This is a genomic window from Marinifilum sp. JC120, from assembly GCA_004923195.1.
GTDB lineage: Bacteria > Desulfobacterota > Desulfovibrionia > Desulfovibrionales > Desulfovibrionaceae > Maridesulfovibrio.
In genome coordinates this window covers 96,142-118,149 of the sequence record RDSB01000013.1, presented here as the reverse complement: position 1 = coordinate 118,149, position 22,008 = coordinate 96,142, and the positions used below count along the sequence as shown (strand labels likewise).

Below are 22,008 nucleotides of genomic sequence, written 5' to 3'. Positions count from 1 at the left end.
GGAGATTGGGTTTGGCTGATCAAAAATTGAAAGAAGTTTTATCCAGAGCCACTGCTTTATTGAATGAAGCCGGGGTGGATTCTCCTGCCTTATCTGCACAGTTATTTGCTGAAAAGGTCTTCTCTCTGAGTCGTGTAGAATTAATTATGGAACTTGAGAGTTCGGTTGATTCAGCGATGGTTGCCGAGTTTGAAGCTTTGGTAAAGCGCAGGGCTAAAGGCGAACCGGCGGCTTATATTCTGGGAGTGAAGGAATTCTTCGGATTGGAATTCAAGGTCGGTCCCGGTGTGCTTATTCCGCGTCCTGAGACCGAGGAAATGGTTGAGAAGGTTCAAGCATTACTCGGTGCGGATGACGAATTCGTGTTTGCTGACTTCGGGACCGGATCAGGAATTCTGGCAGTTACTGTGGCAAAACTTTTTCCCAATGCACGTGGTATGGCAGTCGATTTGAGTCCTGCCGCTTTGGAGATTGCGCACGAGAACGCGCGGCTGCATGGCGTTGCGGACAGGGTGCAGTTTGTGCGGGCCGATTTTAATGAACTGCTGCTGGCTGATTCAAAATTTGACCTGATTCTGGCTAATCCTCCCTATCTTTGTGATGCTGAGCTTGATGAGATCAGTTATGAAGTTGCTGAATACGAGCCTGTTTCCGCTCTCGTCAGCGGTCCTGACGGAGATGAAGATATAAAAGGCAGTGTTCCGCGTATCGCATATGCACTTAAGCAGGGCGGTAGGGTCTTTATGGAGATCGGTTATCTTCAAGGGCAGGTCGCCCATGATATTTTTGACTCCTGTGTTGAGTTTTCCGGGAGTGTTGAGATTTTGAAGGACCTTTCAAACCATGATCGCATTATTGTTGCAAAAAAGAGATAGCTTTGCTGCATGTTTGCAAAAAAACCACAACGAATGTTTAAGGTTGTTGTAAAAATACAACTAGTTACATTTTTTGAAATATACTATCAATTAAAAGATTAATTAAAGTAAGAGCTTATGATGTCTTCAAGAAATGGCATAATATTTGCTTTGTTAAGAGGCAACAGGAGATAATATGCTACAAACAACTATTCAGAATACAGTAAGATGCAAGGGTATCGGCCTTCACAGCGGTAAGCAGGTGGAAATCGTGCTCAGGCCTGCTGTTGAAGATACCGGAATCCTTTTTTCTCTTCATACCGGTTCCGGAAGTTCTTTTATTACTCCCAATCCTAATTTAGTTGTAGCCACCGGACTTGCCACTACCCTCGGTAACGGGCAGGATTCTGTATCCACTGTTGAGCATTTGCTCGCCGCTGTTCGCGGAATGGGCATTGATAATATTCATGTTGAAGTAAGAGGTAACGAGCTGCCCATTATGGATGGCAGTGCCGGACCTTTTGTATATTTGCTCCGTCAGGCTGGCGTGCGTGAACTTTTGAAGTCCCGCAAAGTTCTGGCTGTGACCAAGTCCATCAATTTTGAGCAGGACGGCAAGTATGTCAGGGCTTTTCCTCATGACGGATTCGCCGTTGATTACACTATTGATTTTGAGCATCCCCAGATTGGTACACAAACCCTCTCTCTTGAAATTACTCCTGATGTCTTTATGGATGAACTGGCAAAAGCCAGAACTTTCGGCTTTCTGAAGGAAGTTGAGTATCTGCATGCAAACGGTCTCGCATTGGGCGGGTCTCTTGATAATGCTGTGGTTCTTGATGACTACGGCATCCTCAATGAAGACGGACTTCGTTTTGCTGATGAGTTCGTAAGGCACAAGATGCTCGATTTCATCGGCGATATGGCGGTTCTTGAAATGCCGTTGCAGGGCCGTTTTGAAGTATATGCTTCCGGTCATGCTCTGAACAATTCTTTCTTGAGATATTTGCACGAGAATGCGGTTGATTATTTGGAAGAACGCGCACTCGAACCTGCTGTTGGCAAGGTTGAGGAGAAGGCTTACAATCCGGTTGCTCCGGAAGCTGTTCCTGCACCTGCTTAGTCTTGAATTACTCAATAAAATTTTAAGGCCCGCCTTTTTGGCGGGTCTTTTTTTTGCTGTTATGCAGATATTTACGGGACGGGCTTGACTCCACTCTATGCAGCAGTAAAAATGACTGCATTGATTTTAAGGGCCTATCGGTATTTACATCTTCAAGGAGAATCCATGTTACGGTCAATCAGTACTAGAATTTCATATATAGTTGCAGCTGTTGTCATTGCTTCCACTTTGGTTACTTTGGTGTTCACAAGTTCCACGGTTGAAGAAGATATGACAGATGCGCAGGGCCGTACTGCTCGTAATACCATCAGGATGGGTATGCTCTATTTGCAAGAAGGGTATCAGTCCCTTGACCGTTACCGGAAGCATGCTTTTGATGACCGCAGGCAATCCATAAAGGATTCCATGACTATTTTCATGTCTCAGATGGATAGTTATTACGAATTGTATAAGTCCGGTCAGCTCAGCGAAAAGGAAGCCAAGGAAGCCGCATATAAGTTGGCCCGTAATACCAGATATTTCAACAACGATTACTTTTTCATTTATACTGACAAACTTGAGGCTCTGGCTCACCCTGACCGAACCCTTGAAGGTCGTGACCTATCCAAATTGTCTGATAAAAACGGCTATGCATTTGGGCCGGACATGATCCGAAAGGCCACACGTGAAGGTGGCGGATATGTAAAACTGCTCTGGACACGGCTGGGTGAGGATGAACCGATTTCCAAGATCCTTTATGTAAAGGAATTTTCAAAGTGGAACTGGATAATCGGAACCGGGGCGTATGTTGATGATATTGAGGCTTCTGTGGAGCGCCAAAAGCAGGATTTGATCCATGATATGCGCAAGGGTTTTTCCCAGATTCGTCTGGCTGAAACAGGTCGTTTGTTTATTTTTGATAATGAAAAGAAGATACTGGTTCCGCCAAGGGGAGCCGGACCTGAATTTGCCAAGGCTTTGAATTTGAATACCGGTAAGACTTTAATCCACGATCTGAAAGAGATCGGTAAATTGGGTGAATGGCGTCTGGATTATAAGATTCGCCGTCAGGACGGCGAAATTGTCGGAAGGCAGTCCTACGTGCATTATTTTGCCCCTCTTGGCTGGTTTGTTGCTTCGACTGTGCCTATGCATGAAATTTATGCTCCGGTTAAGGATTTGATAGTGAAACAGGGGGCGATCAGTTTTATCATTCTGCTGCTGACTATCGGGGTTATTTATTATGTAATTCGAAGAATTTGTTTGCCAATTCGCAGCGTTTCCAAAGTGGCCTTCCATGTTTCCAAGGGTGATCTGCGTGAGGCCAAAAGGGTCTTTGCTATGGCTACGGATAAGGGGCATTTGAAGAAAGTTGTTGATTCTTTTGAAACTGGCAAGGAAAAGCGATTTGACGAAGTCGATCATCTTGTAAAATCTATTCACACTATGCTGCTGACGCTGAATTCGCTGGTCAGTCAGGTTCAGGTCTCCGGGGATCAAGTTACCGGTTCGGCCTTGAAGCTTGGTACCGCCATTAATCAACTTGAAGCCGCTGTGGAGAATCAGGCCGCGGCAACTCAGGAGCTTGGCAGTTCTTCTCGCGAAATCTCAGCAACTTCGCAGGAACTTGCGAGAACTATGAATGAATCAACCACTGTCGCTGTTTCTACCGGGGAATTGGCCACTCAAGGAGTTCAAGACCTCAGTGAAATGGGCGTAACCATGGATGCCATGCGTGATGCTTCCGGTGGTATTTTCTCAAAGCTTTCAGTTATTAATTCCAAGGCTGCCAACATCAGTTCTGTGGTGACATCTATTTCAAAGATTTCGGAGCAGATCAATTTGCTTTCCCTAAATGCAGCAATCGAAGCTGAAAAGGCTGGAGAGTTCGGGCAGGGTTTTTCTGTTGTAGCCCGTGAAATACGTAAACTTGCTGATCAGACCGCTATGTCCACCCTTGATATTGAGAAGATAGTGGCTGAGATGCTTTCCGCAGTTTCCGCCGGGGTTATGGAAATGGATAAGTTCCGCAAGCAGGTTGAGACCGGGGTCAGCAATGTGGCTCTACTTGGAGATGGTATTTCAGGTGTGGTGACTCAGGTTCAGACTTTAACTCCGCGTTTTGAGTCCGTAAACGAGGGCATGCAGAACCAGAGTGAAGGGGCGGAGCAGATCAGTAAGGCCATGATTCAGCTCAGCGAAACCTCCATTCAGACCAAGGATGCTCTCACTGAATTTGTTTCTATTACGGAGCAGCTTTCAAGTTCAGTTTCCAGTCTTGAAGAGGAAGTTGCGGCTTTTCAGGTTGATCAAGATTAGCCGGAGAGAAGTTCGGAGAGAATCCCGCCAGCATTGTGTGGCGGGATGTGTTCTGTGCCGAGAAATTCAGGGAATGATTCCTTAAACTTTGGCTCCAGCAGGGATTTCAGGCGCGGGTCATCTGCCAGCAGTTTGAATCCGCATTGAGGCTTTTTGTACATGACTTTAAAGCGTGCCGGGACGGCTGGGGGCAGGTCCAGAGAGTAGAGAAGCTCGTAGAATGAGTTGTCGGGGTTGTCAGTATCTGTTCTGGTCTTGATCACTATTTCCTGATTGAGTCCGCAGGGAACCAGCCATGGCATGTAGTAAAGCTTTGTTGATCTGAGTATTGAGTTGAGCTTAGCAGCGCATTCGAGCGTCTTGAAAAAAAGGACCGCTGTTTTTATATCTTCTTCCAACAGGCTCAAAAATCGTTCTTTTCGTTTTTTCGCACTGGCGATCATTTCTTCGTTCAGTTGTTTAAATATAGGATTGGCCTGTGATTGAAATGAGGACCGGAGGCTGACGAATTCGCGGGTTACGGCTGCCGGATTTATGTACATTCCCTGACCGTTCAGATGGTCGGGGTTTATTTCTTTAAGGATAATGCCCGGGTAAAGTTGCTGGACGTGGAAGGTGAGAATATCGCCGATGGCGGCATTGGTTTGAATGTTGGCCAGTAGTTCCAGATCCTGGATAACCACCCAGCCAAGTTTAGGCTGATGCCATTTGAGCAATTTGCCTTGTAGAATATCGCCTACAGAAAATTTCTTGCGGAACATGGCAGAGCGTGCCGAGGATTTGTTGCCGCTTCCGCCGAAGCCCTTATTACCAGATCTGGAAATTTTCATGGCATCTTAACTATGCTGATCAAGAATCAGTTCTACTTCTTCAATAGACAGCCCGGTAGCTTTGGCGAGCCTGCTGACGGGCTTTCCTTCCTTGTGTCCGGTAAGGATTATCTGGCGCAGGAATTGCGGTGACCGTGAAAATTCTTCGGCCTGAGCGAGGATTTTTTTGAGCTTTTTAGATTTACGATCCAGCATCATATCCAGCTGAGCCAGTTCTTCCTGCCTTTCGGCAAAGGTATTCATCAGTTCGTTTTCAAGCTGGGTGTTGAACTGAAGTTTCTTGATGAATTCTTCCTGCTTGCTCTGGAGCTGGGTTACCAGTTCTTCGGACTTGCGCAGCCTGAGGAAGAAAAAGATCACAGCGATAAGCAGGGCGATCTCAGTTACGGAAAAGAAAATGAGCAGGAATACAGTCATAATTAGCTAAGGTAGAGGTTCGTTGAATCCGTAACAGTTTGCCCTGTTTAATGAAGAAGGGCAATAGGTGTGGCTAATCAAATCTTTACATTGATGATATTGCCGGACCATGGAGACTTCTTGGGCTGCGTTTCATCTTCAGGCTCTTCTTTTTTCTTTCTTTTGCGTCCGGAGTGCTGCTGTCCGCCCTTGTTGCCGTCCTCATCTTTGACGGAGATGGCAGCTTCGTCTCTTTCGGTCTTCTGGACTTGCGACTGGGCTTTTTTGTTTTTGTCCTGTTCCTCGGGATTGATCATGAGGGTCTGCTGAAGCCCAGATTTGGTAACTTCTGAATTGGAAATCTTCTGTACATTCGCAAGCTGCGAAATGATCAGGGGCATATCCACAGGACCGGGCATGACGTTTACCTCACGAGATACTCCTCAAACAGGATTTTCTCAAATTCGCCTGCCACAATGTATTGGTTGATCACCATGAGCAGGTCTTTTTTTAGTTTCTCTACATTCTTCTCATCGGCTAAAAACTGTAAATCTTTATTTTTGAGATAGAAGTATACTGCATCGCGTAGAATAAGGGTCTTGCGTCCGTATTCGGCCACAACACGTTCATCGGTTGTGGTCATTGCAAAACGGGCAATGAGAAATCTGGTGCGGCTGTCCTTGTCTTTCTGTTCGATCCAGAACGGGTCCATACGCAGTAGGGTTACTCCGGGTTCTTCGGGCGGAGGCGGCGGAATATCATCAGGTATTTCCAAGGGGATTTCTTCCATTGTTTCTTCAACAGCGGTTTCTTCCTTGGACGGTGGTGGGGGAGAATCGAAAAAGAAAAGTTTTACCAGAATAGCTGCAAGCAGGAGTATTATTACTCCGATTCCGATGAAAATTAAGAGTTTTGTTTTTGGTTTTTTTCAGTGGGCTCTTCTTCAAGAGCATCCAGTTCTTCCGGTTCTTCGTCCGGAATATCATCTTCCTCGTCCTCATCTTCGAGAAAAGGCGCATCATCAAGGTCCAGCTCTACCTTTTGAGCTGCCTTGCTGGCAGGGGCTGAAGATTGAGTATCCTCCCCGGATTCAGATTCATCAATATCATCAACAGCGAGGAAGATCATGCACGCATCCTGATAAACAAGGTTCCGGACGGAAGTTTTTTAGCTGCCGTCTGAAATAAGGTTCAGCGGACATGCCGGGACATGTCCGCTGAACAATGAATTTTTATTCAAAAATTTTATTAATTTTCTGGCCGAGGGTGTCAGGGGTGAAAGGTTTGACAATGTAGTTGGAAACCTTGGCCTGAACAGCCTCAATGATGTTTTCCTGCTGTGCTTCCGCAGTAACCATCAGGAAAGGGAGGTCGGCGAATTCTTCACTTGCTCTTACTTTGCGCAGCAGTTCAATGCCGGTCATCTGGGGCATGTTCCAGTCGGATACGATGAATTCGATACTGTCATCCTTATTCAGGGTTTCCCATGCTGTTGTTCCGTCGTCAGCTTCCACAATATTTGTGAAGCCGATCTGGCGGAGGATGTTTTTGATAATACGACGCATGGTTGCGAAGTCATCCACAACAAGAACTTTCATAGAGTAATCAATCGCCATTTATTTCTCCTTAAGGTTCCGTATGATATTTATCGTGGAACATTTTTCTCAATTTTTTTAAAGCCTGAGAATGCAGCTGGGATACCCTGCCTTCAGTAATATCCATAACTTCGGAGGTTTCTTTCATATTGAGTTCCTCCCCGTAGTACAGTGATAATACCAGTTTTTCTCTCGGCGTCAAATTATCAATCAGATCAGCTACCTTGTCCACTGTTTCTTGAAAAACAGCAGACTGGAAAGGTTCGTCATTAATTTCGGAATCTTTGTTGCTTGGAATATTGTCGTTAAAAGCGTCAAGGTTTACACAGAGTTGATTCTGAAGAGCTTCAAGTCCTTGCTGGACTTCTTTAGCTGAAAAACCGGTTGCTTTTTCAATCTGGGCGCTGGTCGGTTTTTCACCTGTTTCGTGTTCGATATCTCGGATGCTGCTTTCTATCGTCTTAACTTTCTGGCGCAGCCCGCGTGAAAACCAATCCATGCGCCGGAGTTCGTCGAGCATGGCACCTTTGATGCGGTTCTCAGCGTAGGTTTCGAACTTGATTTTCAGCTCAGGACGAAATTTTCCAAGCGACTCAACCAGCCCGAGACTTCCGGCACTGATAAGTTCTCCCAACTCCACGTTTTGCGGGAGCTTGGATTTCATGCGGAGCGCGATTATACGGATTTTGGGTGAGTAATGCCGTACTATCGCCTCTTGATCTGAGGGCGAAAAATCTTCCCAATCAGTAGTTCCGGACTCTAAGTTAAGCCACGGACTGTTCTTGGAAGAGAAGTTTTTTCCAGAAGAACTTGATATTACCATCTAGCTCGGATGTCGCTTTCCATTTAGTTATTTTTTTAGCAGCTTCAGCAATCTGGGCACAAGCCGGGCTTGAGGGGGCAATCTTGCACAACGGTGTCTGTTTGATAACAGCCTGCCGCATGTTGAGATCGCGGGGGATGACTCCCACCAGGTCCAGTGAAACTCCACTCAGGAAATGGTCGCAGGCCATATACAGCTTCTTGAACACTTCCTTGGCTTCTTTCATGTCAGGTGCCATGTTTACCAGAACTTTGAATTTGTCAACCCCGTGTTGCAATTTCATGACCTTGATAAGGGCATATGCATCGGTCAGGGAAGTTGGTTCCGGGGTCAGTACCAGAAGTCGTTCCTGAACGGCAAGGTTGAAGTAGAGAACGTTGTCGTTGATTCCGGCACCGGTATCAACAATAAGGTAATCAATTTCTTCTTCAAGGTGGTCCATAGCTTCCAGTAGGTCAAGTTTCTGGCCTGTTGACAGGGACACCATATCACTTATGCCGGAAGAAGCAGGGAGAATGTCGAATCCATAATCAGTCTTGTAAATTACTTCCCGGATTCCTGTTCCGTCATGGAAGAGATGGAACAGGTTGTATTTGGGAGCAATTCCCAGCAGAACGTCAACATTGGCCAGGCCAAGGTCGGCATCCAGCAGTAAGACTTTCTTGCCCATGCGGCTTAAGTTGTAGGCCAAGTTAACGGAAATGTTTGTCTTGCCTACGCCCCCCTTACCGGAGGTTACTGAAAATACCATGGGAAGATTGGAATTCATTTGTATCACCCTGTTCTTATTTATCTATACTGTTTACGTTGCCAGCGTTTTTTATGCAACGAATATTGTGCCTGATTTATCTTATTTTCGGGAATAAGACGGTTAGACCGCCTTGGCGAATTTCAGTTTTTCTTCAGTGGGAAGCTGGTGTTTGAATACCAGTCTCCAGAAATCTTTTTCACATGCCGGTTTCATGCTGTTGCGGAGCCCTGAACCGTACGAGAGTAAGGAAACCGGAAGGCCGCTTTCGTATGATGTGTTGACCAGTGCTCCGTAGTTGCAGGCTTCATCCAGTTTGGTCCAGATGAGGCTTTTTACTTTGGAGGATTTGAATTTTTTGAGGAATGCGGTGTACTGCGCCGGAGCGTAGTAGGGGTTCATGACCAGATGAACGGCCAGATCGCACGGACCGGTCATGCCGCAAGCGGCCAGCCAGCCTTCAAGTTCAGCGTTTCCGGAGAGTCCGGGTAGGTCTATGAATACTCTGTCAAAATTTCGGCTTTCACCGATAAGTTTTGCAAAATCTTCACGGCTGGCAAGTTCCCTGAAATCGAGACCTGATAGGTCGGCGTAGTGACGAAGAACTAAACGTCCCTTGCCTTGTCCCTGATCTGCCGAGGCTAGACAGATGCGGGCTGCGGGGTTCTCTTTTTTTTCTTTGAGTGCAAGGCGGATAATAGTGGAAGTTTTTCCTGCGCCGTGCGGTCCGGCGAGGGCTTGAAATTTTTGAGGCCAGTTGTGTGAATCCAGTGCACGGACCGGAGCTATATTTTCCAGTTCGGGCAGGATGGCTTTGGACTTGTTGCCACGCAGCTGCTGGAAAAGATCGAGGATGACTTTGCTTTCAACTCCCTCACGCTCAAGGTATTCCAGTGCGAGGCGCTGGCGGGGGGCAAGCAGGTTCAGGTTCATCTGAGGCTTGAGCAGGGCCATCATGTGTCCCTTGATCTGGTTCCATTCCTGATTCCAGTCAGGGATGTTGCTCATGGCATCGTCAATTACTTCTTCCCTTGTATCCTGAGCAGGGACAGGTGCTTCCTGACCGTCAACGCCGACCATGATCTCGTGGATCTTACGCCCGCCCTCTTCAACCGATTTGTTGCTGAGGATTATTGCGTTGTCACCGAATTCCGCTTTGATTTCGGCGAAGACCACTGCAGTGCTGTTGCCTCTGAATGTTTTTACCCGCATATTACCAACCTTTTTAGAACTCTACGGTACCCGCAGACATGATTCTTACACTCGCAGGAATCTCGGCCTGCGATATTACAGGTATGGTAGGCAAGAAGCGTACCATCAGTTGTGCCAAGTGGCTTCTCAGCTGAGGAGCGCACAGGAGGACAGGTTGACCGTCAGTATCCAGTACATTTTCAGCCGCAGAGTTGACACTCTGGATGAGTTGCTGGGCACTGCCGGGGTCCAGAGCTAGAAAACCGCCATTCTCGGAGGAGCGAACCGCCTCGTTGAGCTTGGCATCCACGCTGGGGCCGAAGGTCAAGATAGGCAGGCTGCCGTCGCTGGCAAGGTAGGGCTTAATGATGGTCCTACTCATGTGGGAGCGGACATATTCAGTAAGCTGGTTTGGGTCCTGAATAGACGGACCGTAGTCAGCCAGAGCTTCTACAATGGTCAGCAGGTCGCGGATGGAAACGTTTTCGCGCACAAGATTTTGGAATACTTTCTGAACTGCGCCGAGAGAGAGGATGTTGGGGACGAGGTCTTCAACAGCCTTGGGCGCACGCTTGGAAAGGTTGTCCAGCAGATCCTGTGTTTCCTGTCTGCCGAGGAATTCGCCGAGGTTGCGGCGGAATACTTCGGTGAGATGGGTTGCGATAACAGTAGAAGGATCGACTACGGTGTATCCGGCGAGCATGGCTTCTTCCTTCTGGGTATCGGGAATCCAGATAGCGGGAAGGTTGAAGGCCGGTTCAACGGTGTCAATGCCTTTGATTCTGTGCTTTGCATCGCCCGGGTCCATCGCAAGCTGATGGTCGATGAGAATTTCCGCGGATGCCACAGCGTTACCTTTAATGAGTACACGGTATTCACCGGGTTTGAGCTGCAAGTTGTCACGCAGGTGCAGTGACGGAATAATGACACCCATATCCAGTGCGTATTGGCGGCGGATGGAACGGATGCGTGAGAGCAGGTTGCCACTTTGTTCTTCGTCTACCAACGGGATAAGTCCATAGCCCACTTCCAGCTCCAGAGAGTCCAGTGGCAGCAGGGCTTGAACTTCTTCGGGGCTGTCCAGGGAAGGTTGTTCGGACTTTGCTTTCTGGGCTTTTGCTTCGGTTTCCTGTTCATCTGCTTCAAGGTCGCGGTTCATCGTTGATACCCCGTAAATAATCGCGGCAAGGCAAAGGAAAGGAATAGTGGGCATACCGGGAACAATGCCGAATACAACAAGGATGATTGAGACCAGCTTGAGCGCACGGGAATGAAAAGTAAGCTGTCCGATGAATTCTTCACCCATCTTGGCTTCGGCTGCGGCGCGTGAAACAATGATACCTGCGGAGGTGGAGATAATCAGTGAAGGGATGGTGGATACAAGACCGTCACCGATAGTCAGCAGGGTGTAGGTCTGAGCTGCATCAGTCCAGTGCATTCCTTTCTGGAGAACACCGATGAGGATTCCGCCGATGATGTTGATGGCGGTGATGAGCAGACCCGCGTTTACATCCCCCTGTACGAACTTACCGGCACCGTCCATGGCACCGTAAAAGTCTGATTCACGGCGTAGTTTTTCACGTTGGTCCCGTGCTTCGTCTTCATCAATCAGGCCGGAGTTCAGATCTGCTTCAATTGCCATCTGCTTACCGGGCATGGCATCAAGAGTGAATCGTGCGGCAACTTCCGCGATACGTGTGGTACCGGTTACGATAACGGTTTTGTTCAGGATGAACAGGATCATAAAAATTACGATACCGATGACATAGTTACCGCCGACAACAAATTCACCGAAACTCTGAATAACATTACCCGCAGCCGAGGTTCCTTCATCACCATGGAGAAGGATGGCACGGGTGGTAGCTACGTTCAGGGACAGACGTAGTAAAGTGGTTACCAGCAGAAGTGAGGGAAATATGGAAAATTCGAGAGGGGATTGCAAAAACATAGAGGTAATCAGGATTACCAGTCCCAGAGAGATACTTACAGTCAGCATGAAGTCGAGAAACATGGTCGGCAGGGGGATGAGCATAACGAAGAGAATTACAACAACACCGCCCGCGAGAAGGACATCGCCCTGTTTGGCAAATTTTTCGTAATTTATTGCTTTTGATCCGGCCATGATTTTGACACCCCTTTCAGGTCTTTTTCTGGTGAGTTTGTTTTTCCCCGGAAGAGGTGTTCAGGCCTTTATTTGCGGGTAAATTTATTCAACTTAGCAAGTATTGCCGCAACGGCCTTGTAGAGTTCTTCCGGGATGATGTCACCGATCTCAACCTGTTTATACAAGGCCTGTGCCAAAGGTTTATTTTCACGGATGGGCACCTTGTTTTCGCGAGCTATTTCTTTAATGCGCTCAGCAACTTTGTTCATTCCTTTGGCTAGGACCAGCGGGGCAGGAGCTACCATAGGATCATACTTCATGGCAATGGCGTAGTGGGTGGGGTTGGTGATAACAACATCAGCTTTGGGGACTTCAGCCATCATGCGTTGCTGGAGGACCGCCATCATTTTCTGCTTCTGTTGCTGTTTGATCTGAGGGTCACCTTCCGCCTGCTTGCGTTCGTCCTTGACCTCATCCTTACTCATTTTCATTTCTTCTTGATAATTGTAGCGCTGGTACCATAGGTCTGCCAGAGCAAGGACGAGCATGGGCAGCATGGTGTAGGTTATCATTTTGTAGCCTATTTGCAGGATATAAATAGAAAGTTCGTGGGCACTGGAATAGAATAGGGGGATGAAATTCCCTACCTCATTCTTGATGATTATATAGGGAGCAATCCCCACAATTATGGCGAAGAGCAAGCTCTTAACAAGCCTGACCGCTGTTTTGAGGTTGAACATCAGTCTTTTCATGCCCTGTACAAGATTGAACATCTTGCTGAATTTTGGCTTGAATACTTTGGTGGTCCATAGACTTCCCACTTGCAGACGCAGGACGAGGAACGCAATAAAGGAAATAAAAATAAACAAGGGCAGCAGTAGGACAGCCAGCTTTCGGGAACACCATTGGAAAAGCTGATAAATCGATTGCTTATCCACCTCTATGAATATTCCTTTAGTGAGAAACCATTGAAATATTTCATAGAATTGTTCGTAGTACATATCCATGATGGCCCGCAGGCAGATGACCCCCGCAATGAGGGTCATTATCTTGCCCATTTCCTCCCCTTTGGCGACGCTCCCGTCTTTTCGGGCCTTGTTAATTCGTTTGGGAGTCGCCTTCTCGGTTTTACTAGGATCATTAGCCATATAGCTTCCTCCTAATTACCAATAGGCAGGGCCGGCGGACTTCCGGCCTTGATTATGCTTAATAAATATTGGGGCAGGTCGGCGACAAATTCTCCGACATGCAGTGCAAGAACATTAAAGACAAGGCCAAGGACAAAGAAACCGGCAACGATTTTAAGTGGAAAGCCGAGCATGAGTACGTTCATCTGCGGAGCCATCTTACTGATCAAAGCGAGGCCGAGGTCGACCACAAAGATGGTGGCAATAATAGGGGATGCGACTTTGGCTGCAAGGACAAACAGGTCCTTGGAGATTATCATTATCTGGCTGGTCAGGGTGGACGATATAAAAACCTGCCCTGGTGGTATATATTTAAAGCTCTCCGCCATGGCCGACATCAGGTAAAGGTGTCCATTGATGCTCAGAAAAACCAGAATCGCACACATGTACAGGAAGTGAGCTGTAACAGCCTCGTTAGTCCCGGTTAAAGGGTCGAGAACGTTTACCATGGAAAACCCCATCTGCACGCCTATCAGGTTACCCCCGGTTTGGATTGCGGCAAACATGACATGTACTGATATGCCTAGGACCAGACCGAGCACCAACTCTCCGAGAATCATCAGGGCTATATTGTAAGGACTGGCAGGCATGAGGCTGCCGTCAAAGGTGACGTGGGGCCAGATGCCGAGAGTCAAAACAATGGTCAATGCGGCTTTAACTGTTTTAGGAATGGAGTTACCACCAAAGAAAGGAAGCAAAAACAGCACGATACTCACCCTGAATAGGGTGAGGTAAAAGCTCATCAGGTCGCTGGGATTGAAATCGAAAAAAGTCATGCTGTCCTCATTTTAGATGGGTCTGCAAGATAAGGACCCATTCTTCCAAGTCTATTATCATCAAGAGGGAAAGAGGGCAAAGGCTGACTGTGGGGAATGGTTGTTTTTTATAAACAAATTCAATGAAAAAGCCCGTAAGAAAAATCTTACGGGCTTTGATTTGTTTTTGAATGTCACTCTTTAATTGAGAATGTAGCGCATGGGGTTTACCGGAACTCCGCCAAGTCGCACTTCGTAATGCACATGCGGTCCGGTGGAACGTCCGGTGTTTCCTGCGTAACCGATAAGTTCTCCTCGGGTTACGACTTGTCCTTTCTTAACGATGGGCTGCTTCATGTGCCCGTAGCGGGTGCCAAGGTTTGCTCCGTGGCTGATTTTGACCAGCTTGCCGTATCCGCCTTGGGTGCCGGAAAAGGATACGGTTCCTTTAGCCGGAGCGTAAATGGGGGTGCCGGTGGGACAGGAAATATCAATGCCCTTATGGTATTCACGCTTACCGGTGAAGGGGGAGCTTCTCCAGCCGAAGGGAGAGGTTACCCAGCCTTCAGCGGGCCAGATGGACGGGGTGGCATCAAGCGCGTCCTGCTTGGAGCGCATTGAGTGGATGATTTCTTGCTGTCTGACTTCTTCCAGTTTGGCTTCTGTGCTGAGCTGGGCAAGAAAATCATGCATTTTGCGGACAAGAAGTTCTTGTCTGTACAGCGGCAGGTAGTTTTGGGAAAAATCAGCTCCGGTTGATCCGCCTTTAGGGGCTACGTTTTGCACATTGCCCTGATCGAGGTTGATCATTACGCGCAACTTGGAGTCGAAGTTGCGGACCCGGTCCAGATCTTGCGAAATGTTCTTCATCTTTTGGGAAAGGGATATCAGTTGAGCCTTCTGCTCCTGTACCGCCTTTTCCGAATGGGCTAGGTTTGTTTCTAGTCCAGCGTAATTTTGATAGTATTTCCAGAGGTATACATTTCCTCCGGCAAGTCCGGCGATTAAAGCAAAAATGAAGAAAAATATCCAGCCTCGCAGCTGGAACTTGCGGGCATTGTCGCAGGGGTTTTTAAATATTACTATGTGATATTTTTTTAATAGCATGATTCAGTTTTGGCCTTGCTTAATTTATGACGTTAAGGTTGTCTCTGGTTAACAGGCACAATAAATTTGTGAAATTTTTAAGATGTTTTCATGTTTAAGTCAAGCTGCCAACGTCTTAAAGCATTAAAAGTATTGTTTCTTGAGCCGGGCATTTTGCGCCATTCCTCTTCCAGCCAGTTGTTAATTTCGCTGCGTTTGGTGTTGTCGTTGGAAGGGCATTTGTTGTTCCAGATTGGAAGATTCCATTGACGCGCTGCAGCTTTAATGTATTTTTTTTCCAGCATGAGTGTGGGGCGAATAACGTGCAGTTTTCCTTGAAAAAAAGACTCTTTTGCTGAAAGTCCTTGAACGCGTCCGCTCTGGAGCATGTTCATGTGAAATGTGGTTACCAGATCATCTGCTGTATGGCCCATAGCAAGATGGGTCAGGTCGTATTGGTCGCACAGTTCGAACAGTCTTTTGCGTCTCAAGCGGCTGCAATAAAAACATGCGGATTTTTTTTGGTTTTCCGGTCCGTGCGCCCTTGGTCCGTAGTCTGTAAGTTCAATGTGGGAGGCTACGCCGTTGTCGCGGCACCACTCTGAAAGCGGGTGGTGGTTTTCCGGGACAAATCCGGGATTAACATGCAGGACCATAAGTTCTATATTAAAAGGTAGGATGGCCTGCCTGATGAGCATAGTGCGGATAAGTACAAAGCTGTCCACCCCTCCGGATACGGCAATGCCGATACGGTCTCCATCTTTGATCATCTCAGTCTTCTGCATGAGCATGCCGACTGTAGATACGCATTTTTTTTGGGCAAATTTCAACTTTCCCCATTTGGCCATGATCTGCTCCGGATCGATTTAATAAGTTGTGGAAAAAATCGTTTTTATACTTTATTGATACTTATGATATCTCTGTCAGGGTGAAATGCTGACGGGATGGGGATTCTGCCTTAAAATAGGTTGACATGCAAGTTTATATCTCTTATTTTAGCAAATTGCTCCGTTGTTGAATAATGTCGTGAGTCTAGTAATCCCAAGGTGCTGTTTGTGCTGAAAAGGTTTTTAATATTTTTGACTCTGGTCTCCATTGTTTGCGGAGCCTTTTATTTAAGTTCGCCTAAAAAACCGGTCGAACGTGCTGAGCCTGTTTGGCCTGTTCTGGATAAGGGGCGGGTGGACAGGCTAGACGTGTGCCCGTTGGGACAGGACTGTTTTTCCCTTGTCCGCAGGACGGACGGTTGGGGTGTTGTACAGCATGGTTGGAATGGGACTGTTGAGGCAGACAATGAGAAAGTGGATTCTCTTCTCGGAGTTTTGGCTCAGGATAAGGCCCTTCGGTTTATGGGGGACGTTACAGAAGCTGTTCCCACTGAATATGGTTTTGAAACTCCCCGGATACGTATTGCCGCCGGTGGGGGGCAGGAATTGACCATGATAGTGGGGGCTGAGAGTGCTTCCGGTGAAGGTTTTTACGCTTTTAATTCCAAGGAAAAGGGTAGTCTTTTCCTGCTTGGTAAAGATTTTGTGAGCCGATGCGAATTTCCGGCTGAGCATTACTATAATATGCATCTTGTTTCAGGTAAAACAGCCGAAGTCAGCTCTATTTCTCTGGGGCACGGCGGTTCTTTTTCTTGGACTCTGGGCCGCAAGGATGGAAACTTTTTGTTTTCATTTCCCGCCTCCCTTGGGGGGAAGCAGGCCAGTAGCAGCGATGTTGATCTTTTTCTTCATTCTCTGCTCGCTGTTCCAGCGAAAGGTATTGTTGCTGAAATTCCTGACAGGGAAAGCAGAGTTCTTTTGAATATTGAAATTTTACAGCCCGGAAAGAAAGTGGAAACCTTGGAGGTTTTCAAGCCGGGTGAGGGTGAAAATTTTTATTTTGCCCGTTCTTCATCCCAAAACGGATATCTGGTGCTCAGCAAAGAACATTATGAGCAACTTGATAAAAAGGCTTTTGCAATGCAGCAGCGAAATATAGTTTCTGTTGCTACCGGAAAGCTCGGTTCTGTAAGGGTTGTGCAAGGCAATCAGACTTTTACCGGAATCAAATCCGATAAGAGCTGGGTTAATTTTGAGGATAAAAAGCCGCTGCTGGGCATTGACATGTCTCTATGGCGACTTAATGAATTAAAATTCGAGGCGGAACCGGCGGCTGTTCTTTCGGAAACTTCCGAAAAGGTCATGGATCTGGATTTGCTGGACGAAAACGGCGTAAGTGTCGTTAAAGTGTCTTTCTTTTCCGATCCTGAACTGCCCGACGGGCAATGCTGGCTATCATTAGGCGATGGCAGCGGATACTATCCTGTGTCCGACAAGCTGCTTGAAGACCTACAGGGTCAGATTCCTCTCAGAAAATAACCGGGAACACCCGGTAAAACCATTGTGTTGGAGATCGCATGGCAAGAATCACAGTTGAAGATTGTCTGGCTGAGGTTGGTAACAGATTCCTTATTGTCCAGATGGCCATTAAAAGAGTGAAGCAGTACCGTGAAGGCTACGCTCCTCTTGTTGAATCCAAAAACAAAGAAATTGTAACCGCACTCCGGGAAATTGCCGCTGCCAAGGTTCTTCCTGAGAGCTACCACACTGCTGACGGTAAAAAACCCGGCAGCGAATAAGTCATGACAAAACGTTGTTATTATGAAGTATTAGAAGTTTCCCGTGAATCCCAGGAAGGGGAAATTAAAAGGTCCTATCGTAAGAAGGCCATGGAATTTCACCCTGACCGTAATCCGGGTAATGCGGAAGCTGAAGAGAAATTCAAGGAAGCTGCGGAAGCTTATGATGTTCTGCGGGACCCTGAAAAAAGGAGTCGTTACGACCGCTTCGGCCATGAAGGCATGAACGGGATGAACGGCGGATTCGGGGGATTCCAGTCTTCCGAGGATATCTTTGGAGCTTTCGGCGATATTTTTGGCGATATCTTCGGATTCGGCAGCGGACGTGGCGGAAGCCGTATGCAAGCCGGTTCCGATCTCAGGTACAATTTGACCGTTTCTTTTCGTGAAGCGGCCAAGGGTACTGAGATTGAGCTGAATCTCCCGGTTACCGATACCTGTGAAACCTGTTCCGGCAGTGGTTCCGCTCCCGGAACTTCTCCTGAAACCTGCTCCCATTGCGGCGGCAGGGGGGCTGTTGAGCAGACTCAGGGATTTTTCCGCATTTCTGTTCCCTGTCCTTCTTGTAACGGACGCGGTAAGGTCATCACCAATCCCTGTTCTGAGTGCCATGGGGCAGGTTATGTGCGCAAACAGAAAGATCTGAATGTGCGCATCCCGGCCGGTGTGGACAACGGTTCCCGCCTGCGTCTGCGCGGAGAGGGGGAAGCCGGAATGAACGGCGGTCCCCACGGTGATCTTTATGTGGTCATTACTGTGGAGCCGGACAAGGTCTTCAGGCGTCAGGGACAAGATCTTGTCCTGAGCACCGAAATTAGCTTTGTTCAGGCCGCATTGGGGTACAAGCTTGAAGTTCCTACTTTGGATGAACCTATTGAGATGGACATTCCAAAGGGAACTCAGAGCGGCGAAGTTTTTCAGCTTCGCGGACTCGGCCTTCCTTATCTCGGCAGTTCCCATAAGGGCGACCTGCTGGTTGAAGTAAAGGTCGTAACTCCGACCAGCTTGAACGGTAAACAGGAAGAGCTTCTTAGGGAATTCGAAGCCCTTGATGAAGAGAAGCCCATGAAGAAAGTTAAAAAGCTTTTCAAAAAAGCAAAAGATAAAGTGATGGGTGAGTAGCATGAGTGAGTTTTCCCACATTGATGCCGAAGGCAATGCCGTAATGGTGGACGTGGCTGCCAAAGCCGATACCAAGCGCACTGCCATTGCCAAAGGAAGGGTCATCCTCAATGAGGAAACCTTCAATCTGTTGCAGAAGCAGGCTTTGCCCAAAGGGGACGCCCTTGCTTCCGCCAAGATCGCAGGTATCATGGGGGCCAAGGAAACTCATCGTCTTATCCCGCTCTGTCATCCCATTGCTCTCAGCTATGTTGATGTGCGTTTTGCAGTCAACGAAGCCGAACTGACCATCGAGGTGGAAGGCGAAGCGCGCTGTACCGGTAAAACCGGGGTCGAAATGGAAGCTCTCGTGGCCGTTCAGGTCGCATGCGCTACTATTTACGACATGTGCAAGGCCGTACAGAAGGACGTAATTATTTCCGACGTACGACTCGTCTACAAAGAAGGCGGCAAGTCCGGGACTTTCAGGGCAGAGTAAACTTTAGATTTTATAATCAAAAGCAGACCGCAATATCCTTCGAGATATTGCGGTCTTTTTTTATGGATTATAAATTAATTCCAAATGTCTTTGCGCAGGAGGTAGTGTCCGTCCTGCCGCGCCCCCCTTGCTTGAACATTGGTTTTGGAATACGGTAAATATAAAATTTATCATAAACCTACTAAAATAAGGGGTTGATTATGCTTATGACTGATTTGTTGTCTAAGGAAGAATGGAATGCTCTGGAAAAAAAAGTTCATGAGGAATGGGGTTTCAATGCGAGTGTTTACAACGCCGATGGGATGACTTTTACCGGTTATAATAATTTTGTTAACCCGCTGTGTGCTGAAATAAAATCTCATCCTGAAGGCATTCAGGCTATCTGTTCTGTGGCCCACCAGCACATGGCTCAATTGGCCCGTAATTCCGGAAAGACCGTCATTGAAGAGTGTGATGCCGGGATGGTCAAGGTCTGTACTCCGGTGATTGTCGACGGTGAATTTATAGGTATTGTAGGTGGCTGTGGAAGAATTGCTGATGATTCTGAGATCGAATCTTTCACCGTACATAAGGCTATCAATGTTGAACTGGAAAAAGTAGAAAACCTTGCTGATGAGGTGCCTGTCCTTTCAATGGAAAAAATTGAAAAGCTTGCAGATTTTTTGGAGAATTTTGTTGGTGATATTGATCGCACATAATTTGTGGTTTTAAACGATTTAGAGCTGATCAGGTTTAAGCCGTTTCTGCGGAGATCTTGTAAGATTTTGGCAGGGGCGGCTTCGTTGTTTTGTGTCTATGCTACTTGCGTTTATTCTTTAAAATGATTAGTTCGTAAACCAAAGACAATTCCCCTACTGCTTAGGATGCTATTCAGTAGTTATGTAAATCTCAAAACAGAGGTTCAGTTCATGTCAGAACATGTAGTTGTCATCGGTGCTGTGGCACTTGGGCCCAAGGCGGCCTGCCGTTTCAAAAGAATCAGACAGGACGCCCGCGTAACACTTATCGATAGAGACGAAATTTTCTCTTACGGCGGTTGCGGTATTCCTTACTATGTTTCCGGTGATGTGTCCGAGGCCAACCAGCTTCGCACCACTGCTTTTCATATGGTTAGGGACGAGCCGTTTTTTAACGATATCAAAGGCGTGGAAGTGCTTTCTTCCACAGAGGCCACCAAGATTGACCGTGAGAACAAGCAGGTTCAGATAAAGAACCTGAAAACCGGCGAAGAAAGCGTACTTGATTACGATAAGCTCGTTATTGGGACCGGCGCCACTCCGCGCAAGCTTGGTTTGCCCGGTGAAGATCTTGATAATGTTTTCTATGTCGGCAATATGCATGACGCTGAAAAAATTAAGGAAGGTATCACCAAGGGCCAGTACGGCAAGGCTGTAGTTGTCGGTGCCGGTTTTATCGGCCTTGAAATGGCTGAAGCTTTTTCCGACATGTGGGGCATTGAAACCACTGTTGTCGAAATTTTTGACCAGATTCTGCCCCGTATGTGCAGCCCTGTGCTGGCAAAGATGGGCCAGAAACACATGGAAGATGAGGGCGTTTCCTTTAAACTCGGTCAAACTGTTTCCAAGATCGAAGGCGACGGCAAAGTTGAGCGTGTAATTACCTCCGACGGAGAAGTTGAAGCTGATATCGTAATTATTTCCGCAGGTGTTATTCCCAATGACCAGTTGGCCCGTGAATGCGGCCTTGAGTGCAGCGAACGCGGCGGCATTATGGTCGATGAAGGAATGCGTACTTCCGATCCTCTGATTTTTTCCGGCGGTGACTGCGCAATTATCAAGAATGCTGTTGATGACTCTCCATTGTTTTTGCCCATGGGGTCTATGGCTAACAGACAGGGCCGTGTAATCGGCGGAAACCTTGCCGGACGTAAAGAGACTTTCCCTGCGGCAGCGGGTTCCTGGTGTGTGAAGATTTTCGAGCGGGCCATGTCCGGTACCGGAATGAGTCTTGGCGCAGCGCAGCAGGCTGGATTTGATGCTATCAGTGTTATGCTGATTATGGCTGACCGTGCTCATTTTTATCCTGAAAAGGATATGATGACTCTTGAAATGGTCGTGGACAAGGCTACCCGTCGTGTTCTCGGTATTCAGGGTATCTCCGCTGGTGGTGACGCTCTTGTGGGGCGTATCAATTCTGTGGCTGCAATCATGAAATTTCAGCCTAAGATCGAAGATGTCAGTAATCTCGAGGTTGCCTACTCTCCGCCGTTTGCATCAGCTATGGACGTTCTCAATGCCATTGCCAATATGGCTGATAACGCAGTAGCCGGAATGAACCATGGTCATGGTCCTGATACTTTTGCTCAGTACTGGGCTGATCGTGAAAGCGGTGAATACTGCTTCCTTGATGTTCGTGAAAAAGCCGATGCCGAGCCTTTTCTCGAAAAGTATCCCGAACACTGGCACAATATTCCGCAGGGTGAGATTCCCAGAAGGTACGAAGAGCTGCCCAAGGATAAAAAGCTGGTGTTGGTCTGCAATACTGGTGGACGTTCCTACGAAGCTCAGATTATGCTGGATGCCCTTGGATTTGAAGAAGTTCATAACACTCAGGGTGGAATGGCTGTTATCAAGGCCTACGGCGTTGATATTTAGGTTTTCCTAAGATTTATTGAAACGCCGTCTTTCTTGAAAGGCGGCGTTTTTTCGTTTGATATCAATAGGTAATTAAGCTTGCAGTCATTGTGTTATTTTTTGGGGATGCGGAAGTATTTTTTTGAATTTGACGTTGCTATGGTTTTTTATTTATTTTATTGTATAATATAGAAGTTAA

Annotated in this window: 21 protein-coding genes and 1 pseudogene; 9 read left to right on the top strand and 13 right to left on the bottom strand. The window is 47.3% G+C overall.

The window, feature by feature from the left end:
- Positions 1-11 precede the first annotated feature (11 nt).
- The 3 genes from prmC to D0S45_13740 all read left to right on the top strand — a co-directional run bounded on the left by prmC (position 12) and on the right by D0S45_13740 (position 4,275).
- Positions 12-875 carry a peptide chain release factor N(5)-glutamine methyltransferase gene (gene prmC / locus D0S45_13750; GenBank protein TIH14120.1) on the top strand — a complete coding sequence of 288 codons (864 nt, stop codon included), beginning with the start codon at positions 12-14 and terminating at the stop codon, positions 873-875.
- Between the two features lie 175 nt (positions 876-1,050).
- Positions 1,051-1,977 (top strand): UDP-3-O-acyl-N-acetylglucosamine deacetylase, encoded by a 927-nt coding sequence (locus D0S45_13745; protein TIH14119.1) that lies wholly within the window; start codon positions 1,051-1,053, stop codon positions 1,975-1,977.
- 165 nt (positions 1,978-2,142) lie between these two features.
- Positions 2,143-4,275 (top strand): methyl-accepting chemotaxis protein, encoded by a 2,133-nt coding sequence (locus D0S45_13740; GenBank protein ID TIH14118.1) that lies wholly within the window; start codon positions 2,143-2,145, stop codon positions 4,273-4,275.
- On the opposite strand, the gene D0S45_13735 is transcribed toward D0S45_13740, so the two are convergent.
- From D0S45_13735 to D0S45_13675, 13 genes and pseudogenes are all read right to left on the bottom strand, one after another.
- Positions 4,272-5,105 (bottom strand): hypothetical protein, encoded by an 834-nt coding sequence (locus tag D0S45_13735; GenBank protein ID TIH14117.1) that lies wholly within the window; start codon positions 5,103-5,105, stop codon positions 4,272-4,274. The genes D0S45_13740 and D0S45_13735 overlap by 4 nt on opposite strands.
- Positions 5,106-5,111: 6 nt before the next feature.
- Entirely contained in the window at positions 5,112-5,522 is a 411-nt protein-coding gene (locus D0S45_13730) for a hypothetical protein (GenBank protein TIH14116.1), read from the bottom strand.
- A 77-nt stretch (positions 5,523-5,599) separates the two neighbouring features.
- Positions 5,600-5,920, bottom strand: coding sequence for a hypothetical protein (locus D0S45_13725; protein TIH14115.1), 321 nt, complete (start codon positions 5,918-5,920; stop codon positions 5,600-5,602).
- A 5-nt stretch (positions 5,921-5,925) separates the two neighbouring features.
- Positions 5,926-6,629, bottom strand: a pseudogene (locus tag D0S45_13720) (flagellar basal body-associated protein FliL).
- Between the two features lie 103 nt (positions 6,630-6,732).
- On the bottom strand, positions 6,733-7,116 hold the full coding sequence (locus tag D0S45_13715; GenBank protein ID TIH14114.1) for a response regulator: 384 nt from the start codon (positions 7,114-7,116) through the stop codon (positions 6,733-6,735).
- A 10-nt stretch (positions 7,117-7,126) separates the two neighbouring features.
- Positions 7,127-7,918 (bottom strand): FliA/WhiG family RNA polymerase sigma factor, encoded by a 792-nt coding sequence (locus D0S45_13710; GenBank protein TIH14113.1) that lies wholly within the window; start codon positions 7,916-7,918, stop codon positions 7,127-7,129.
- On the bottom strand, positions 7,860-8,687 hold the full coding sequence (locus D0S45_13705; GenBank protein ID TIH14112.1) for a flagellar synthesis regulator FleN: 828 nt from the start codon (positions 8,685-8,687) through the stop codon (positions 7,860-7,862). Before D0S45_13705 ends, D0S45_13710 begins: the two co-directional genes overlap by 59 nt.
- Before the next feature lie 102 nt (positions 8,688-8,789).
- Positions 8,790-9,878, bottom strand: coding sequence for a flagellar biosynthesis protein FlhF (locus D0S45_13700; GenBank protein ID TIH14111.1), 1,089 nt, complete (start codon positions 9,876-9,878; stop codon positions 8,790-8,792).
- 13 nt (positions 9,879-9,891) lie between these two features.
- A complete protein-coding gene (gene flhA, locus D0S45_13695; GenBank protein ID TIH14110.1) occupies positions 9,892-11,979 on the bottom strand; it encodes a flagellar biosynthesis protein FlhA in 2,088 nt (695 codons plus the stop codon).
- A 68-nt stretch (positions 11,980-12,047) separates the two neighbouring features.
- Complete coding sequence (gene flhB / locus D0S45_13690) at positions 12,048-13,109, bottom strand: flagellar biosynthesis protein FlhB (protein ID TIH14109.1); 1,062 nt, start codon at positions 13,107-13,109, stop codon at positions 12,048-12,050.
- 11 nt (positions 13,110-13,120) lie between these two features.
- Positions 13,121-13,924 carry a flagellar biosynthetic protein FliR gene (gene fliR / locus D0S45_13685; GenBank protein ID TIH14108.1) on the bottom strand — a complete coding sequence of 268 codons (804 nt, stop codon included), beginning with the start codon at positions 13,922-13,924 and terminating at the stop codon, positions 13,121-13,123.
- A gap of 180 nt (positions 13,925-14,104) precedes the next feature.
- The gene (locus tag D0S45_13680) at positions 14,105-15,010 is read right to left on the bottom strand and encodes a M23 family metallopeptidase (GenBank protein TIH14107.1); all 906 of its coding nucleotides are present in this window, start codon (positions 15,008-15,010) and stop codon (positions 14,105-14,107) included.
- A 77-nt stretch (positions 15,011-15,087) separates the two neighbouring features.
- Positions 15,088-15,837 (bottom strand): tRNA 2-thiocytidine biosynthesis protein TtcA, encoded by a 750-nt coding sequence (locus tag D0S45_13675; protein TIH14106.1) that lies wholly within the window; start codon positions 15,835-15,837, stop codon positions 15,088-15,090.
- Between the two features lie 207 nt (positions 15,838-16,044).
- Between D0S45_13675 and D0S45_13670 the strand changes: the two genes are divergently transcribed.
- From D0S45_13670 to D0S45_13645, 6 genes are all read left to right on the top strand, one after another.
- A complete protein-coding gene (locus D0S45_13670; protein TIH14105.1) occupies positions 16,045-17,355 on the top strand; it encodes a DUF4340 domain-containing protein in 1,311 nt (436 codons plus the stop codon).
- A 38-nt stretch (positions 17,356-17,393) separates the two neighbouring features.
- On the top strand, positions 17,394-17,615 hold the full coding sequence (locus D0S45_13665) for a DNA-directed RNA polymerase subunit omega (GenBank protein ID TIH14104.1): 222 nt from the start codon (positions 17,394-17,396) through the stop codon (positions 17,613-17,615).
- A gap of 3 nt (positions 17,616-17,618) precedes the next feature.
- On the top strand, positions 17,619-18,737 hold the full coding sequence (dnaJ, locus tag D0S45_13660) for a molecular chaperone DnaJ (GenBank protein ID TIH14103.1): 1,119 nt from the start codon (positions 17,619-17,621) through the stop codon (positions 18,735-18,737).
- A 1-nt stretch (position 18,738) separates the two neighbouring features.
- Positions 18,739-19,215, top strand: a complete 477-nt coding sequence (gene moaC / locus D0S45_13655; protein ID TIH14102.1) for a cyclic pyranopterin monophosphate synthase MoaC — start codon at positions 18,739-18,741, stop codon at positions 19,213-19,215.
- Between the two features lie 200 nt (positions 19,216-19,415).
- A complete protein-coding gene (locus tag D0S45_13650; protein TIH14101.1) occupies positions 19,416-19,913 on the top strand; it encodes a hypothetical protein in 498 nt (165 codons plus the stop codon).
- A 210-nt stretch (positions 19,914-20,123) separates the two neighbouring features.
- The gene (locus D0S45_13645; GenBank protein ID TIH14100.1) at positions 20,124-21,830 is read left to right on the top strand and encodes a pyridine nucleotide-disulfide oxidoreductase; all 1,707 of its coding nucleotides are present in this window, start codon (positions 20,124-20,126) and stop codon (positions 21,828-21,830) included.
- Positions 21,831-22,008: the final 178 nt, after the last annotated feature.